The 18,185-nt window shown below is 40.1% G+C and carries 14 protein-coding genes; 1 reads left to right on the top strand and 13 read right to left on the bottom strand.

All coding sequences use genetic code 11. From position 1 onward, the window contains the following. Positions 1 to 69 precede the first annotated feature (69 nt). The 13 genes from RMZ95_RS15950 to RMZ95_RS15890 form a co-directional block, all read right to left on the bottom strand. Positions 70 to 1,170 carry a glycosyltransferase gene (locus RMZ95_RS15950; protein WP_322683737.1) on the bottom strand — a complete coding sequence of 367 codons (1,101 nt, stop codon included), beginning with the start codon at positions 1,168 to 1,170 and terminating at the stop codon, positions 70 to 72. A gap of 337 nt (positions 1,171 to 1,507) precedes the next feature. Further along, the gene (locus RMZ95_RS15945) at positions 1,508 to 2,821 is read right to left on the bottom strand and encodes an NAD(P)H-dependent oxidoreductase (RefSeq protein WP_322683736.1); all 1,314 of its coding nucleotides are present in this window, start codon (positions 2,819 to 2,821) and stop codon (positions 1,508 to 1,510) included. 337 nt (positions 2,822 to 3,158) lie between these two features. Beyond that, complete coding sequence (rfbC, locus tag RMZ95_RS15940; RefSeq protein ID WP_322683735.1) at positions 3,159 to 3,716, bottom strand: dTDP-4-dehydrorhamnose 3,5-epimerase; 558 nt, start codon at positions 3,714 to 3,716, stop codon at positions 3,159 to 3,161. A 91-nt stretch (positions 3,717 to 3,807) separates the two neighbouring features. Beyond that, positions 3,808 to 4,653, bottom strand: a complete 846-nt coding sequence (locus RMZ95_RS15935; protein ID WP_322683734.1) for a phytanoyl-CoA dioxygenase family protein — start codon at positions 4,651 to 4,653, stop codon at positions 3,808 to 3,810. A 21-nt stretch (positions 4,654 to 4,674) separates the two neighbouring features. Further along, positions 4,675 to 5,517, bottom strand: coding sequence for a phytanoyl-CoA dioxygenase (locus RMZ95_RS15930; protein WP_322683733.1), 843 nt, complete (start codon positions 5,515 to 5,517; stop codon positions 4,675 to 4,677). 50 nt (positions 5,518 to 5,567) lie between these two features. Then, positions 5,568 to 6,575: a glycosyltransferase gene (locus RMZ95_RS15925; protein ID WP_322683732.1), complete on the bottom strand. Its 1,008-nt coding sequence runs from the start codon at positions 6,573 to 6,575 to the stop codon at positions 5,568 to 5,570. A gap of 37 nt (positions 6,576 to 6,612) precedes the next feature. Next, on the bottom strand, positions 6,613 to 7,566 hold the full coding sequence (locus tag RMZ95_RS15920; RefSeq protein ID WP_322683731.1) for a glycosyltransferase family 2 protein: 954 nt from the start codon (positions 7,564 to 7,566) through the stop codon (positions 6,613 to 6,615). Between the two features lie 221 nt (positions 7,567 to 7,787). Further along, positions 7,788 to 8,816, bottom strand: coding sequence for an SDR family oxidoreductase (locus RMZ95_RS15915; RefSeq protein WP_322683730.1), 1,029 nt, complete (start codon positions 8,814 to 8,816; stop codon positions 7,788 to 7,790). 539 nt (positions 8,817 to 9,355) lie between these two features. Then, positions 9,356 to 10,570 (bottom strand): L-2-hydroxyglutarate oxidase, encoded by a 1,215-nt coding sequence (lhgO, locus tag RMZ95_RS15910; protein ID WP_322683729.1) that lies wholly within the window; start codon positions 10,568 to 10,570, stop codon positions 9,356 to 9,358. A 149-nt stretch (positions 10,571 to 10,719) separates the two neighbouring features. Further along, positions 10,720 to 11,493, bottom strand: coding sequence for a glucose-1-phosphate cytidylyltransferase (gene rfbF, locus RMZ95_RS15905; RefSeq protein WP_094351583.1), 774 nt, complete (start codon positions 11,491 to 11,493; stop codon positions 10,720 to 10,722). Between the two features lie 454 nt (positions 11,494 to 11,947). Continuing rightward, positions 11,948 to 14,113 carry a tetratricopeptide repeat protein gene (locus RMZ95_RS15900; RefSeq protein WP_322673800.1) on the bottom strand — a complete coding sequence of 722 codons (2,166 nt, stop codon included), beginning with the start codon at positions 14,111 to 14,113 and terminating at the stop codon, positions 11,948 to 11,950. 57 nt (positions 14,114 to 14,170) lie between these two features. Beyond that, positions 14,171 to 14,953, bottom strand: a complete 783-nt coding sequence (locus RMZ95_RS15895; protein ID WP_322683728.1) for a PP2C family serine/threonine-protein phosphatase — start codon at positions 14,951 to 14,953, stop codon at positions 14,171 to 14,173. Between the two features lie 51 nt (positions 14,954 to 15,004). Further along, positions 15,005 to 15,679: a vWA domain-containing protein gene (locus RMZ95_RS15890; protein ID WP_322660910.1), complete on the bottom strand. Its 675-nt coding sequence runs from the start codon at positions 15,677 to 15,679 to the stop codon at positions 15,005 to 15,007. 747 nt (positions 15,680 to 16,426) lie between these two features. Here RMZ95_RS15890 and RMZ95_RS15885 point away from each other — a divergent pair. After that, positions 16,427 to 17,812, top strand: a complete 1,386-nt coding sequence (locus tag RMZ95_RS15885) for a response regulator (RefSeq protein WP_322673798.1) — start codon at positions 16,427 to 16,429, stop codon at positions 17,810 to 17,812. Positions 17,813 to 18,185: the final 373 nt, after the last annotated feature.

Below are 18,185 nucleotides of genomic sequence, written 5' to 3'. Positions count from 1 at the left end.
TATTTTTTTAGAACTGCCAATGAGGAGAGAGCAAATAAATAGGTAATCTGATAGTGGAAAATTCAGAAATCAAATGAATAATTGCTGCACGCCACAAGCTTGATTGATAATTTGCTCAACCTTGCCAAAGAATGCATTTTCTGAAAAGTTTGCTACTGCATGATTGCGGATGCGATCGTAATCCCAAGAAATGCCGTTGGCTTCTAGTAATGCAACTTGTAAAGATTCTGGTGTTTGTCTTTTGAAAAAGACTCCTGTTTCACCTGGTATTTGAGTATCTAATACTCCACCCGCTCCATAAGCAATAACTGGTGTACCGCTAGCGTTAGCCTCAACTGGAACTAATCCGTAATCTTCTAAGGCTGCGACAATAATAGACTTGGCTTTGGAAAACAAGTCTTTGCGGGTTCTATCACTTACGTGTCCCAAGAACACAATATTTTGTAATGCTTTGGATTTTAACCGTGCTAGTTCTGGCCCGTCACCAGATATTAATAGCCGCCACCCCAACCAATTAAAAGCTTCGACTATTATATCAAGTCGCTTATAACCGATCATCCGGGCGGAGGCCAGATAATATTCATCTTTTATATCTGAAAAAACAAATTTACTAGTATCAATTGGATAGTTCACCATCATTGCCTTTTTGCCATAAATTTTTTCAATTCGGCGGGCAACAACACTAGAATTAGCAATGTAAAGGTCAGGCTCCTGTGCATATTTCAAGTCTACCTTTCTCATGACTTGAAATACTTGTTCGATTAAAGGAGCAAAATATCTATAGTCCCCGTACTCTCTTAAATAAGTTGCTGTATCCCATAAGAAACGGGTGACGTTATGACAAAAACAAATATGGTGGGCATTAGGATTTTTTCGTACTGCTTTGGCGAAGCTGGTGCTACTACTAATAATTAAATCGTAGTTTTGCAAATCCAAGGCACGAAAGGCAGGAAAATATAGAGGAGCCATCGACCTAAAATATTTTGCTGCACCAGGAATCTTTTGTAAGAAGGTTGTATTAACTATGCGATCGCCTAGATCGATCGTTTTTTGAGGATCGTACAAAGATGTGAAAATATCTGCTTCGGGATAGCGCTTACAAAGCAGTTCAAACACACGCTCTGCCCCACCTCGCTGGGTTAAATAATCATGGACGAGAGCAATTTTCATGAAATTTGACCTAAAGTTTCGATCGGGTTTGTTGAAACGCTCCCCAGCAAATTACTATCCTGTCCGCTTAGTTACTCATTAAACCTCAAGAACCCCACCCCGCCAAAGCTATGCTTTGTCTCCCCTCCCCGCCTGCGGGGAGGGGTTGGGGGTGGGGTGCAATGACTGTGGAAATCATAACTAATTACCCGGACTTGATATTACTATCAATAACTTTAGTGTTCAGCAGTATAACTTCCTATCCTCTTGATGAAATTCTGGCGACAAATATATAGGGGCGTACAGCTGTACGCCCCTACAGCTAATTCATTTGTGGCAAATGTTTTGAGAACCGATATTATCCAACTGCTACTAAGATTTTTTCTGGAGCGAAATAGGCATTTTGCTCGGCTCGTAATTGGTCGCAAAGTCTGCCTTCAGGTAATTCTACATCCTCATAAGTGAGGACTCGATCTTTAGAAATATCTCGTTTGAGGCGGCACCCTTCAGCCAAACCCATTGGTAGAAGATTTTGCTGTTGGACGATATCGGAATTTTCACATTGTCCGTAGGTCATGTAGTAGCCGATGCCATCTAAGGTTTCTCCTGCTTTCAGGTCGATTTTGGCGGTGGTGACAACATCTACTAGCGGGCCTGCTAGTGGAGACATAACGGCATCACCAAATAAAACAGCACGCGCTACGGACAAGGGAACTTCAAAATGACAGAGGTGATAAGGAGTATAGAAGCTGTAAAGCGGGCCTTCGCCTAATTTGTATAAGTTGAGATAGTGGCGTTGCTTGGGGTCGTCGTGAGTGGCAAATACGTATACGCCTGGGCCTGGTTTTGCTCCAACTACATAATCGACGATGCCGCCCAGTTCTTTGAGTTGTTCAACATCATATAACTGAGTCATTTCATCGACATGACCGCTGAAGTCATATCCTAACATTCCCCGTTTGGCGACTTTCATGCCTGTGGCATTGGCAACGATCGCTTGCTCGAAGGAAATTTTGCTTCCGTCGGCGAAGCTAGTCACCATGTGGGGCTTTTGACCCCAACGTTTAGCAAATCCTTCTTGGGTAGTGGGATTGCGATAGGGGTCTTGGAGTCCTTTAATGTTACCGCACAATAAGGGAGTTAAACCAATGCTTTTTACAAAGCGATAAAGGTTCATTTGTACCCCTGGCTGATCGCCATCACAAGCGCTGAGAATCACACCTGCTTTGTCGGCATAGACTTTCAGGATGGGGCCAATGGTACCATCGAGTTCGGCATTCATCATAATCACATGTTTGCGGTGGGCGATCGCTTCCATAACAATCTGAGCGCCAAATTCCACTGCACCCGTGACTTCGATTAATGCATCGATGCCTTCAGCCCGACACAGTAACTTAGCGTCTTCTGTGACTGCATACTTACCGTTAGCGATCGCATCTTCTAATTCGCTGATAGTTGCAACAACTTGAATATCTTCAATTCCTGCTTCCGAATAAGCTTGTTTAGCTGCACCAATCTGACGATTAGAGATAGCAACTAACTCCATTCCTGGCACTGAATTGACAATTTGGTTGGCAATTCCTCGACCCATAAAACCAGCACCGATCATTCCCACCTTGATAGGATTTCCTGCTGCTGCACGGGCTTGTAAGGCGCGATCGATAATAATCATGAACTAAACTCCTTTTTGGAACTGTTTGTTGTGTTACAAATTCTCGATAATTTTGCACTTAATAATTCGTTACGGCTAAACATTAAGTACATTTTCATTAATGACAGCTACTAACTGTTTTTTTTGCTAGATGTTATAGTTGGCAGTCATTAGTCATTTGTTCTTTGTAATCACAAATGACAAAGGACGACCATAACAAAAATTTTCACAATCTCATTTAGGATCGCTATATATAGCAACAGTCAAGGTGGTTAGGACATCAACAGACGATAAAACTTAGACACAAAAAGGCTTTTCACCCAGTCCCCAGTCCCCAGTTCCCAGTCCCTTGCTATAGTTATCTGGAAGCTGTACCGCCAACAGTCATCATTCTCAACAAAGGCCAATTTAAATCTTTCTCGGAGATTTCAGTCACATCTAGAGGCCAATCAATGTTAAAAAATGGGTCGTCATAGCGTAAACCTCTTTCATATCCTGGGGTGTAAAATTCACCCACTTGATATACAACTTCAGTCTCATCGGTGAGTGCTTGATAGCCATGAGCAAACATTTCTGGAACATACAAAGCGCGGCGATTTTCTGGGGTTAGCTCTACACCAATGTGTGATAAGAAGCTAGGAGATTCAGGACGCATATCAATAATTACGTCGTAGATTGCGCCTTTAGTACAGCGAATTAATTTTGTTTCTGCTGCTGGTAGAATTTGATAGTGCATTCCCCGGATAGTGCCTTTTTTGTAATTAAAAGACAGGTTACATTGGGCAACTGTTGGCTTTAATCCATGTGCTGCAAATTCTTGAGCGCAGAAAGACCGAGCGAAAAAACCACGATGATCTGGCTTTTCTTCTAAATCAATGATGAATGCGTCTTTGAGTGCAGTTTGAGTGAAGAGCATGAATGAATAACCTTGAGAAGAATATTGAGGACAACAAAACTTGTTACAAACCTCATCAAAAATAGTTTTGAGTGGGTTTTTAGATTAACAATTAGCTTGCTTGGACTGAACTATATGGTACTAACTTTGGTTGGGGAAAAGTATTGTCTCGATATTGAGTACAAACTTCTGGACGATCCGGAGAAGTAGATGTGTAGCACGAGAATAAAGTTAGCCTATCTTCAGTGCGTGATGTACCGTGATGTATGGCTTTTTTGGGATCGACAATAATGACTGTTCCTGCCGATCCTATACAAGATTTCCAAGCCTCTTTCGGGATAATTTCATTTAGTTCTTCATCGGTGATACCTAAATGACCAGATTGCCAAAGCTTGTAGTAAGTACGGTAATAGTTTAATTTAAATAAAGAGGTTAAAGAGGCTGGGATATATTCAAATGGCCCGTGCTTTTCTTCAACATCATTTAAGTAAATAATGATTTTGATCATGCGGCGGTCTTCTGCATCTTTATGCCATAGTTGTGTACCAAACTGATTTTTATTAGGGAAATCTTTGCGGAGATGTACACCATGAAAAATGATTGGCAGACCAATGTAGTTTTCAATGATGTTTAGGAGCCTTTTTTCGCTTCCCCAAGTAGCAAATTCAGGTAAATATGTAACTGTGTAAACTTGGGGAAATTGTTCCTTTGAATCGTCATGATTGCCAGATTCCATTTGGGACGAATAACCATAAGCTGCCTTGAGCAATTCTGCTGTTGAATCGAATCCCAATTCAGCAAGTGTGGTAATATGAATACCATCACATTTAAGGTCATCAAGAATTTTGCGATCGCCTGCTTCTAGTGAAGGCAAATTAGCAGCGTGTTTTAAAAGTGCTAATCTGTAAACTAATTCAGATCCCAATGAAGATATTTTGCGTTTAATCTTGAGCAGCATGACATGACTACCTTTAATAGACTATCGGCTATTTTCTACTTGCTGCCTTAACTCTGCTCTGGGATAAGTATCATCCCAGTATTGGGTGCAGAGTTCTGGTCTTTCAGGAGGGTTAGCGGTGTAACAAAAGAATAGTGTTGAGCGTTCTTCTGTGCGGACTGTGCCGTGATGCAAAGCATTTTTCGTATCTACAATAATGACAGTACCTGCTGGCCCTGGGCAGGATTTCCAAGCTGATTTGGGGATGACTGGTTTTACTTTTTCATCATCAATGCCCATATAACCTGACTTCCAAAGTTTGTAGTAAAGCTGAATATAATTCCAACTAAACAAGGAAGTTAAAGAGCGGGGAATGTATTCAAAAGGCCCAGTTTTTTCTTCGACATCATTCAAGTAAATAAAGATTTTGATAATCCGGTGGTCTTCAGCATCGCTGTGCCATAGCAGTGTGCCAAACTGATGTTTGCTAGGGAAATCTTTACGTAAATGTACACCATGAAAAGCAATAGGCAGACCAATATAATTTTCGATCAAATTGAGAAGTCTTTTCTCCATTGCCCAGGCATAAAATGCTGGTAAACCTGTAACCGTGTAAATTTGTGGTAACTTTTCATCTAGATGGTCGTTGTTGGGATTTTCCATCTGAGACAATTGCTGATAAGCAGCTTTGAGCAGTTCGGAGCTAGAGTCGAAGCCTAAATCTGCCAGTGTTGTGACACAAACACCGTCTTTTTTGAGAGCTTTGAGAATGTTGCGATCGCGCCCTTCCAATGCTGGCAAATTTCTGCTATGCTTCCAACGAGCTACATAATATTCAAAGTCAGCAGATAATGTAGATAATTTGCGTTTAATTAAATTAAACATATGGGAAACTCTTTCTAATTTCAATGTCGATTTATCAGTAATTTAGTAGCTTATGGCTTATAGCTCCGTATTTCTTGAGCAGGTATTTCACTTGATTCTGCTAAACTAAATTCTTTAGAAATCATCACGTCAAAAGCACATAAACCGACTAAAGCCAAAAATGGGACTACTGTCTTAATGGCAGACATAGGCCATCTTCTTAAAGCACCTAAGAAAACTCTCAAGTTGACTTCTTTACCATTTTGCAAAAGCATCCGCCTACAAAACTGCTTAGAATATCCACTTTGCTCCAATTTCAAAATTACTTCGGGTATGTGTTTGTATTGCATTAACAGTGCAGATTTTGGTTCTTTCTGCCAATAACTCACACCCACAACACATTCCAAATAAGTCTCTTTCGTGACAATTACACGACCATTAGCAGCACAATACCCGGCTAAATATGCTAAAGATATCCAGTTATTCTCAGCATCTTGCCAATTTTGTAGAGCGTGTTTCACTAAATCAGTGCGGTAGATTGTCGCAGTCAGAAAAATAACTGCTCCGATACTTTTTGAGAAACAATGCTCAAATATAGCTTTACCATCACCATCACCATCTTCACTATCTATATCAAACCAGCGATTACCAACAATTGTTGGTGGATGAACTGGTTCGCCAGTAATTTGGTTACGACCGGAAAAGTTGAGAAACAATAATGATAAATCTTCATATTGCTTAAGTTTGCTAATTACATAAGCAATGGCTCTATCTTGGATTGGGTCATCATCACCAATCGTCCAAACATATTTTGTTGTAGTAGAATTTAGGCAATACATAATATTTTTGACGACGCCTAAATTTTGAGGATTTTTATTTGATTTAAATGGGATATTACTAAGTATCATTTGCCATTTTTTAATCGTATCCTGAGTATTGTCTGTTGAACAATTATCAGAAACTAAAATTTCACAATCATCTTCAAAACCTTTAATAGCTTGAGCTAGCCATGCTAACTGTTTATCTAGCAATTCAGCACGGTTATAAGTCGGTATAGCAATGGTGAGTAATTTCTGCATGGTAAAAATAGTAGTTAATAAATTGATATATGAATGGTTACAGGTTAGTTTCTAGCTGTTTGGGTGGAAAAAGAATTGTCCAAGCTGATATGCTTAACAAACGTAGGTAAGGAATAAATATCTTGATTGTCAATAAAGGCCAACGTTTTAAAGCACCTAATAAGATTTTCAAGTCAGTTTTTTGATGGAAATTCTGCCAAATCATTTCCTGACAAAATTTATGAGGATATCCTACTTTTAGTAGTTTTATATAAACTTCAGGTATGTATGCATATCGCATTTTAAAGTTCCATGTCGGGTCGAGATCCAAAAGACTAGCACCCATAGTACATTCTAAATAAGTGTCTTTCGTGACGATGACACTCCCATGAGCAGCACAAAATGCAGTCCAATATGCTTGAGATGCCCAATTATTAGTAGCAGACGGCCATTCTTGTAAAGCGCGTTGCACTAGATTTGTGCGATAAATTGCTGCTGATATAAAAAGTACACCACCAAAATTTTCATACAGATAACTTTGAAATACAGTTTTACCATCAACTTTTAATTCGTCGTTATCACTATTCAACCAGCGTTCGACAACAAGTTGACCTGTTTGTTTTTGGCGACCAGAGAAGTTTAAAAACATTAGTGCTAAATCTGAATGTTTTTTTAGTGTTGTTAACACATAATCTAGGGTTCTATCTTGAATTGGATCGTCATCACCAATTGTCCAAATATATTTACTAGTTGGAGCTTTTAAGCAACAAGCAATATTACTCATTACACCAATATTTTCACTATTTTTATTTGATGTAAATGTGACATTACTAAGAATTGTCTGCCACTTATTAATAATTTGTTGAGTATTATCTGTAGAACAATTATCAGAAATAAATATTTCACAGTCAGACTCAAACCCTTTAATAGATTTGGCTAACCAAGCAAGTTGTTTATCTAAAATCTGGGCACGATTGAATGTAGGAATTGCGATAGTCAGCAATTTATTCATCTTCTGCTTTGTTTCTTTAGCTTTTTCTCAAAATGTAGCGATGCAGTCTAGCGGCAATTTATTTAGCTTTCAGATGGCTAACTCGATTACTAATGCTAAGGTGAGCGCCATAAAATTTAACTTGTTGATTGCAAATAATTTGATGGATGGAATAAGTCCGAATCAAATAGTATTGATTCGGAAGCTTAGATTGTTTTTCCGTTGCGGCTAGGCAACTTGAGCTATTTTTTATTCCAGAAGAAATCTTTGTCAATTTGCTCTGTCCGAATTAGATACTCTAGCTGTTTTAAACGAGTAAATCCTCTAAACAAGAAAGTATCTTCAGCCATGTGTATTTGACTGAATAAATCAAATAGCTGCTGGGCACCAAGTCGGGCATTCCAATCACATTTAAATCCAGGTAGGATTGTGTTGATTTTCTCGAAGGATACGCGATAGCTGCGGTTATCTGCGCCGTTGTCACCAAAGGATAGTTTGCAATCTGGGAAAACATCAGCAATAATTTCCGCGATTTCTTTAACGCGATAGTTGTTTGCTGTATCTCCCACGTTGAAGATTTGCTTATGTACAATGTCTCGTGGTGCTTCTAAGGTGCAAACTATTGCTTTGCAAATATCCAATGCGTGGACTAATGGCCGCCAAGGTGTGCCATCACTAATCATTTTGATTTCTTTGCTAGTCCATGCCAACCCTGCTAAGTTGTTTAAAACAATATCGAAGCGCATTCTGGGAGAAGCACCAAAGGCTGTTGCATTCCGCATAAAGGTGGGAGAGAAGTCATCGTCAGCGAGTGGTCTGACATCTCTTTCCACAAGAGTTTTACATTCTGCGTAGGCTGTTTGGGGATTAACTGCGGATTCTTCTGTGACATCACCTGCGGTAGCAACACCGTAGACACTGCACGAAGACATATATACAAAACGGCGCACACCCATAGCCTTAGCTAGGCTAGCTAGACGAACTGAACCTACATGATTAATTTCGTAGGTAATATTGGGCGCTAATTGCCCGGCTGGGTCGTTGGAGAGTTCCGCCATGTGAACTATGGCTTCAATACCTTCCAAATCATCAGGGGTGATGTTGCGGATATCTTTGTTGAGGGTTTTGGGTGTCACTCCACTAGGGTTGTAAAGCCAACCAACTTTATAAAAGCCGGTATCTAGACCAATAACTTCATGTCCTCGTTCGATTAACAGAGGTGGTAATAACGAACCTAGATAGCCTTCTGTTCCAGTTACTAATATTTTCATTGTGGTTAATTCCTTTGTATTGTGTTGATAAGTTAAATTCTTCGTTTAGTAGGGACGCACAGATATTCGCCCTATAGGGTGTTGCATCTAAGAAGGAACCGCTATATTTTTCGTTGGTATGCAATAACTTGACCTCACTTCCATTCCTCTCTCCTAAGAGGAGAGAGGCTTTGAATCTTACTCCCATTCCCTTGTAGGGAAGGGGTTGGGGGTTAGGTCATTGGACTAAAACCAGAAGCGCTATGTATACGGCTAACAGTTATTACATAGTTGCCGACTAGCCCATTGGGTAGCAGGACTCTATAGCGGTTCTTACAGCAGTTTTCATGTATTTGAACCACATCTGTTGTAGGGGCGCAAGGCCTTACGCCCCTACCGCGTGGTCTATTTACTTGAAAATAGCTGTAATTGATGCACTATACTTTTTTCTTGAGAGATGGGTATCTTACCCGTCTCTTGTATTTCCAGGCTGGAAAAGATGCCGACTATACAAGATTCATCCTTTTATTCAGCAGTCCCGGAAATAACAACTATGATATCTATGCAGTGACTACACTCTCTAGATGCGAAAGTTGGGGAATTTCTGCTACAAGTGCTTTGCCGATTTCTAGAGAGGATGTGGCAGCAGGAGAAGGAGCATTGCAAACATGAATGGAGTTTTGACCGGAAACAATCAAAAAGTCGTCTACAAGCTTGCCATCGTTCATTAAGGCTTGAGCGCGAACTCCTGCATGGGTGGGAACTAAGTCTTCTGCTTGCACTTCGGGAATTAGTTTTTGTAAACTTCTGGTGAAGGCTGCTTTGCTAAAAGAACGAATGATTTCTTGGATGCCTTCATCAGCGTGTTTAGCTGCTAACTTCCAGAAGCCGGGATAGGTGATGACTTCTAGGAAATCGCGCACGTCAAAGTCGGTTTTTTTGTAGCCTTCGCGTTTGAGGGATAGAACTGCGTTTGGCCCTGCATGGACGCTACCATCAATCATCCGGGTAAAGTGGACACCCAAGAAGGGGAAATCTGGATTGGGTACTGGATAAATTAATGTCTTGACTAGATAGCGTTTTTCTGGGGTGAGTTCGTAGTATTCTCCCCGGAATGGGACAATTTTGGCTTGGGGTTCAACTTGACCTAGTTTGGCGGTGCGATCGCTATGCAATCCAGTACAATTAATTACAAAGCGGGTTTCAAAGCTACCCTTGTTTGTTTGCAGTACCTGATTTTTATCACTTGGAGAGATTTTCAGGACTTTTGTATTCAGGTGCAAATCTCCACCCTGCTGTTGAATTAGCTGGGCATATTTCAAACAAACTTGCTTGTAATTAACAATACCAGTTGAGGATACCCGAATTCCACCTACACATCTTACGTGAGGTTCAATTTCTTTGACTTCTTCGGGGCTAATTCTCTTAACTTCTATGCCATTGTCTAAGCCGCGTTGGTAGAGATTTTCTAAGCGTGGTAGTTCTTGTTCTTCAGTTGCAACAATTACCTTACCACAAACTTCATGTTCAATTCCATGCTCTTGGCAGAATTCTACCATTGAACGAGAACCATCACGACAAAATTTAGCTTTGAAACTCCCTGGCTTATAGTAAATACCAGAATGAATTACCCCGCTATTATTGCCAGTTTGGTGAAATGCCCATTGACTCTCTTTTTCTAGTACTAAAATCCGCGCATTGGGATAGCGTTTTCCTAAAGCCAACGCTGTTGAGAGTCCAACTATTCCCCCACCTATAATCGCAAAATCATACATTAGTATTATCGCACTTCAAATTACAGTAAATCTATAAAGTCATTTGTCATTTGTCATTTGTTATTTGACTCCTGACTCCTGTACAGACGCGATTAATCGTGTCTTTACTCCTAACTTTTGTACAGACGCGATTAATCGCGTCTCTACTTTTACCATACCTTCCAAGGAGCTTGGTTGTTTTTCCACAGCCCTTCGAGATAGTTTTTATCACGTAAAGTATCCATCGGTTGCCAAAACCCATCATGTCTGAAAGCTGATAGCTGTTCCATATCAGCTAGCTTTTCTAATGGCTCTTGTTCCCACACTGTAGAGTCATCAGCAATTAAGTTGATTACTTCTGGTTCTAACACAAAATAACCGCCATTAATCCAAGCTCCATCACCTTCAGGTTTTTCCCGAAAGCTGGTGATTTTGGTTTGCTCATATCCTAAAGAAATAGCACCAAAACGTCCAGCTGGTTGAACGGCTGTGAGTGTTCCTAAGCTATTTTGTTCTTTATGAAATTTAACTAGCTCGGTGATATTAATATTACTGACACCATCGCCATAAGTAAAGCAAAAAGTCTCATTACCAAGATGTTCGCTGATTCGCTTTAAGCGTCCGCCTGTCATTGTATTATCACCCGTATTTACTAAGGTGACGCGCCAGGGTTCTGCATAACCAGAATGCACGTTCATCTGGTTAAAGCGCATGTCGAAGGTAACATCTGACATGTGTAAGAAGTAGTTAGCAAAATACTCTTTAATGATGTAACCTTTGTAACCACAACAAATAATAAAGTCATTAATGCCGTGGGCAGAATATGTTTTCATTATGTGCCAGAGAATTGGCTTACCACCAATCTCAACCATCGGCTTGGGTCTAACACTGGTTTCTTCACTGAGGCGTGTACCAAGACCTCCAGCCAAAATCACCGCTTTCATGCAATTACCTCGGAGATTTGTAGGGATATGATTATTCGACTTTTTCGAGATGAAGAGGATGCACTTCAAGGGAGAGAAATGTATTTCTGATTTCTGTTTCTCCGTCAATAATCTAACTGTAATTTCCGATGAAATTATAAAGGTAAGATAAATTAAAATCTTTTCTATATAAAAGCTCTATGAATATAGCAAGGGACTGGGGACTGGTGACACTTCGACAAGCTCAGTGCATCGCTGGGGATTGGGTGAAAAGTCTTGTTGTGTCTAAGTTTTATCATCTGTTAATGTCCTAACCACGAAGGCTTGTGCTATATCTATAAATACAGAAATAAATTACTCAATGCAATAAAAATATTACCTATAAAATAACTAGGATTAGCTGGCGCTAACCCTAGTCATGCTTGATTTTTTAAATCAAAACCAACAATATGTTAGTAACAAAACTTACTTGTTTCTAGTTAGTTTTTTCGATGTTACTTGAGCCTTGGAATAAAGGGTCACATTTGTTTTCGATGACTACACACATATTACTGAGTGCTTGTTGATAATTATCCATGTCATCTTGCTCAAGAAATATTTTGGCAGATGCCTGTATATCTTCGACAGCTTTCGCTTGGTTTTTGTTAGCTTCACTACCGCCATATTGTGCCAGTTCATAGCGAACCATACCTCGTTTGAGATATGCTTTTGCTAGTTTAGGGCTGAGAGTTAATGCTTGGTTAAAGTCAGCGATCGCTTGATTATATTCTTGCTGATAATTACTGCTATATTGAGCAATTTGATAATAGACAACACCCCGCTGGAAGTAAGCTTCGGCTTTGGAGACATTAAGTTGTATGGCTTGAGTAAAATCTGCGATCGCTTTTTTGTAAGCTTGTTGAGATTCACCGCTGTATTTAGCCATTTGGGCGCGGACAATCCCTCGTCTGACATAAGCTTCAATTTCATTATTATCCAGACCAATGGCTCGATTATAGTCTGCGATCGCTAGATTATATTCTCGATCGGGATCGTTGCTATATTCGGCGAGCATATAGCGGGCATTGCCCCGATTTACCAGAGCTTTGGTTTGATTGGGATTGATTTTCAGAGCTTGGCTATAATCTGTAACTGCTCCTTCGTAGTCTTTCAGGTTATAGCGGGCATTACCACGATTTACAATTGCTCTAGCATGTGTCGGTTCTTGTTCAATTGCTTGGCTAAAATTGACAATTGCTTTGTCATAGTCTCGCTCTTTATAAGCAATATAACCTTGCTGATAGGAATCAGCGAAGCTGAGTTTATTATTTGGCTGGGTAGACTTGATTGTTTGTTGGGTGTAAGCATTTTGGGAAACTAACGGCTGAGTAAATTTAATCATTACGTCTGCATATCCCAATAAACCAAAACCCAGCAAACAACAAATAATCGGGTACAACTTTGACTTTTTGGAAGGTTTGTATGAACCGCTGGGAGTCATTACTGGCTGCCAGTAATTAGCTAGCTGCGGTGACATGGCTCGCTGGGGAAAATGCGGTGTCTGATTGTAGCGTTTTCTCGCTTTGACTCGCGGTTGGAGATGTTCTCTAGCTTCTATAGCCCGATGTGATGGAAAGGGGTCGCGTCCACCTAATCGCACGGTACGTTCGCACCACGGACAGCTACGCATGTGGTTGTTGTAGCGATGCTGGGGATTTGTTGTGCAGGTAATCAGGGAATCTTCGGCTTCAGCGATGGCTGAGAGCCAAGTCTGGGCACTGGGGCGTAGTTGTGGGTTGTTATGACCCTCTTCAAAACAACGGACAAATAATTCCTGTAAGCTGGGATGGAGAATTTCCCAAGGGGGGGCAATGGGTGTCGGCAGGTAGGGTACGTAACGCTTTTGGCTGTAAGTGAAATGACCAGACGCAATGCGTGCTTCGTAAGGTGGTGGCTCAATCGCACCTTGAAAAATCCCCGAAAATGGGTGAGTGCCTTCCATTAAGAGTTGGAATACTAGCACCCCTAATCCAAATAAATCGTGAGAAATTTCGCGATCGTGCTGGGCAAAAGTTTTATTCTGTAGTTCTGGTGGAGTAAACTCTGGTTTACCCACTGGGCAGCGATAAACAACATCGCTGTTTGGGTCGGTTACTTGGAAAGAGTCTGTGTCTATCAAAGTCACCAGTGCTGTATCACTGACGAGGATATTAGACTCGTTCACATCACCAATGCAATATCCACTAGCGTGCAAAGCGGCAAAAGCTGCCGCCAAGTTTCGAGCCGTGCGGAGCAGGTACTGATAGTTGAATAGAGGGCAATGTTGCCGACGAGTTCTGGGGTTGTAAAAGTCGATGATTGGACGCATCCCCTGAATACGTGGCATCAAAAACCCCAGGATGCTATTTTTGCCATCTGCTGCCCGCAATAAATCCTCTGGCCAAGCGATAGAGATATGCCCTAAACTCGCCGTAGGGTTTTCTGGCGGGTTGGCAAGCATCGCCTGGAGTTTCTCAGCATGGGCAACGGTTGGCTTGTGGTAAATCTTCGCCACCAAGTCGTTATCGGCTGGCACTGCATAAACGCAAGCTTCACCGCCACGTCCCAAACTGACATTGAGACTGAGGATTTCTTTTCTGGGGGAACAACGTAGTACCTGCATAATGAAATTACCGCTAACGGAAGTTATTGTAAGATGTGAAACCTGTAGATTTGTTGCTCATGAGTCGTTGAATGCAGCTATAATGAGTGTTAAGTCATCATCAGTGCGTTGCGTAATCCGCTCTGAGCGTAAAAATTTTACCAATTGCTCCTTCGCTTCTGTCTTATCCTCGGTATTGGCGACAAATTCAAACAGCGGAAAAAAGAATGGTTTGTGAGGTTCGCCAACAACCATATTCAAAGCCAGCATTTGTAATCCGTCGGTGATGATACCAACGTTTACTATGTCTGTGCGCCATAATCTCATTTGTGCTGTATCTAAGGCATTGGGTGAAGTTAAAAAAGTGGTTTCGTTGATGTATTCACCACTGTCAGGCATCGTCAGTGCCAATAGGTTGCCCAGACTATCTTTAGCCACTGCCAAACCATCGCCTATCTGAACTACAGCTACAACTTCTGGTGTGGCAACCAGCATAATTAAGGTAGTTGCTAAATCTTGAGGCTGTTTGTCACAAGTAGCTGCCTCATCTTCCACAGCTTTTTTGGCGGCGAATATGGCATCATTTAAGAGCGATCGCACCAATGTATCATCAGTCAAACTTTTTCGGGTCAGCCCCTTGGTAGAAATGTTTTCGATTGCTGTCTCCACAGCAACCATCGCTCCCACTTTCCCAAGGCTAGCAGAACCCGCGCCATCTGCTGCGGCCGCCACTAAAACATTATCTGACAATATTTGCCAGTGATGAGCATCCTGACATAATTGATTGTTTTTTAAGTGACTTGTACCACATACAGACGCAGCCACAATCCGCCATTGAGCAATCTGTTTTGATATGTTCATAAATTTTTTTTCAAGCAGCTAGCTGTGTAAACATCAAGCTGCGATTTTTCATTAAACAGTCCCCCAACCAATTGGCGGTAGTGCTACCTGTTCGTCTACTTGAGAATGAGAAACAGCCGACATACTAGTTGACAGCCAGACAAACATCTCGATAAAATTTAATCCTTTAAGTTTTAAGGGAGTACGTACAGTTATTTGATTTAAACGCGTCATATTCGCATTTTCTACTCCAACTGTAAAGAATGCTACCCGCTTGTTCGCCTCGTCTCCCTGTAGACGCTGGGATGCTTGCTCTACCACTTGCTCTAATTCACCTTGGGGTTCTCCATCGGTAATCATAAATACCCAAGGACGATAGTAAGCAATCCCGTTGGCACGATACTGAGATTTCCGCTCTTGAATTATGTCCAAAGCTTTATGAATTCCTGCACCCATTGTAGTCAAGCCTTGGGCTGTCAAAATCGGCGGATTGAATTGATCGGCAGTCACAAAGTCTTGTACTACATTGATATTACTATCAAAAGTGACGATCGCCACTTCCACGCGTCTCGCGGCTAAGGAATTTTTGACTAGTTCATCCTTTAAGCTTAGTAAACCTTGATTTAAAGCCTCAATCGGCTCTCCTTGCATCGACCCAGATGTGTCTAATAAAAGTACACAAGGACAACGGGGTTCTGGGTTCTCAGCAAATTCTACTACTTCATCAAGTCTTAATGTATCATGCATAACTTTTTGTGTTATGTTAAAGTCCAAAGCTTTATTTCCCTTTGCTCAGAGTATATAGTTCCAATCGCCGAGGCGACTACAGAATATAGTATCTATTGGTAGATGCTCTAATCTTTATTAAACAAATTATTTTCATGAAGTTCTCTATATATTTTAGATGAACTTGAGTACAGCTTAGTTTAGCAAAAAAGAGTTTATCAAAACCCAGCATTACCTGTTGTAATGTATCTACCAAAAATTTATATCCATTAAACCTACAGTACAATAAATACGTAAACTTTTTTAGATAAGTTTTTAAAGATTTTATGTAGAAGAATCGTTTCTTTAAGGAAAAGTAATTAACCATAATTAAACTTGTTAACTCTATAAGTATATCAGTGTAACTACGCAAGTTTGGAATTAAATTTGCTTTTTGAAGTGAGTGCGCATAAATAAACGTCATTATTAAGGTCTTCACTCAAGAGTTGTCAGTAGCTAGTAAAATCCAGAATTAACCAACATCTACTGATAATCTCGCTATGATAGATGCTTACCCTTATTCATACCTACTTGTTTTTTGAGATAGATTAAGTAAAACGTGCTAAATGTAACAAAGGATTTATAAACCTTACAATTTTTAATGTATGTACATATTTTCAAATAAATAATTTGTGGTTAGAAAAATATTACAAAGAAGAGAATACTTTATAGCTCATATTTTCAATCTACAAATGTTCGCTTGTTGATTCCGCAAAAAACTTGAAAAATATGAATAACTCAGGTACATTCACCAAACTACGTCCTCTAAGTTTGTTAAGACAATTATCTAATTGTTCAGACAGTACTTGTTTACAAGTATTGAGTAACTCAGTTTATTGGTCGATTTACTTAGAACAGGGCAAAATAACTTACGCTACCCATTCCGTGGAACCCTTCGATCGATTAGAACGCCATTTGCGACGCCTCAGCCAGCAAATTCCACTCCTGACTAATGAGGTTCGCTCTCAAGTACGGCTGATGTTTGAACCTGACTCACACAGTCAGTTAATCAAAGATGACACTAATTCGAGAAGCCACCCTCCTGAGTATCAGGCTATATCCTGGCTTGTTAGTCAACAACATCTACATTCTACACAAGCAGCAGTACTGGTTCAAGAATTAGTTAAAGAGATAATTGAATCATTTTTGCTCATCAAAGAAGGTACTTATGAATTAACAGAACCAATTGAGAGAATGCCAAAAATTTGTCGGCTAGGTGTCGAAAAAATTCTAGAGTATTGCCAAGTAAGATTACAGAATTGGCAGGCTTTTATACCTAAAATTTCTTCTGCATATCAACGTCCATATCTATTGATTAATAGCAAGTTTGATGACCAAGATTTACCAAACCTACAGCCAGATTTAATTAACTGGATGAAGGGTTTTAGCCTGTGTCATCTGGCTGTAATTTTGAATCAAGATGAAATTCAACTAGCTCGCAATTTATACCCTTACATCCTTAAGGGTGCGATTATCCTTCATGAACCCGATCCACCTTATGATAAGTTACCAAAGATTTTTGAGGAGCAATCGCTTTTCTCAAAATTGATTTCAGGGTTAGTTGACACGAAACAAGAACTAAGTAACACTGTCAATTCTTACCAAAATATTCCTGAAGAGAAAATAGTGCCTGTTCAGCGATTACCACAGATTTCTACTCCTTCCAAAGAAAACTTTCAGGAACCAACAATATCAAATAACATAAATTCTGCTTCTCCAAGAGTAACGGCTGCTACTGTGACAGTAAAAAAAGTCCACAAAATCGTTTCTGTAGATGATAGCCCTACAATTCTTAAAGAAATCAGTTATTTCTTAGAAAATGAAAATTTTTCTGTAGTGACTATTAACGATCCAGTGAAAGCAGTTTTGTCAATTATAAGGCACAAACCGGATTTAATTTTGTTGGATTTAAACATGCTAGGAATTGATGGCTATGAGTTGTGCCGGATTATACGAAATAATTCCTTATTTCAAAATACTCCGATTATCTTTGTCACTGGGAATAAAGGAATCGTAGACAAAGTAAAAGCGAAATTAGTTGGGGCATCTGGATATCTGACTAAACCGTTTACTCGCGCCGAATTACTGAAAATAGTCTTTATGCATTTGACTTAAATTAACTACCTTACCCATTACATTTCAAAGAGTAATACTTCTGGGTTAATTACAGATTAGACTTACGCAAAAAGTGTTAAAAAGCTTAATTTATCGAACTGCCAAGAACGCCAATAACGTCAAGAATCGTAGAGTTTGCGTAAGTCCTAACAGATTGAAATTCTTGAAGTACTATAGCAATCCGAATTGAAACGTGAGAAAATACTGAGATTAAAAGTGGGTGTTTTAAAGCCTTTCAGCGATTTTCTCTCTCACGAATGATTTAGGATTGCTATAGAAGGTTGATTCTTGCGCCGCTCAATGAGAGCAATGTCAACTGCAAAGCTTAACCCAGAAGTATTGTATTCAAAATGTAATCAACTCAAGTTGGTAA

This window comes from Nostoc sp. DedQUE07, assembly GCF_034530975.2.
GTDB lineage: Bacteria > Cyanobacteriota > Cyanobacteriia > Cyanobacteriales > Nostocaceae > Nostoc.
This window is presented reverse-complemented; position numbering and strand designations above follow the sequence as displayed.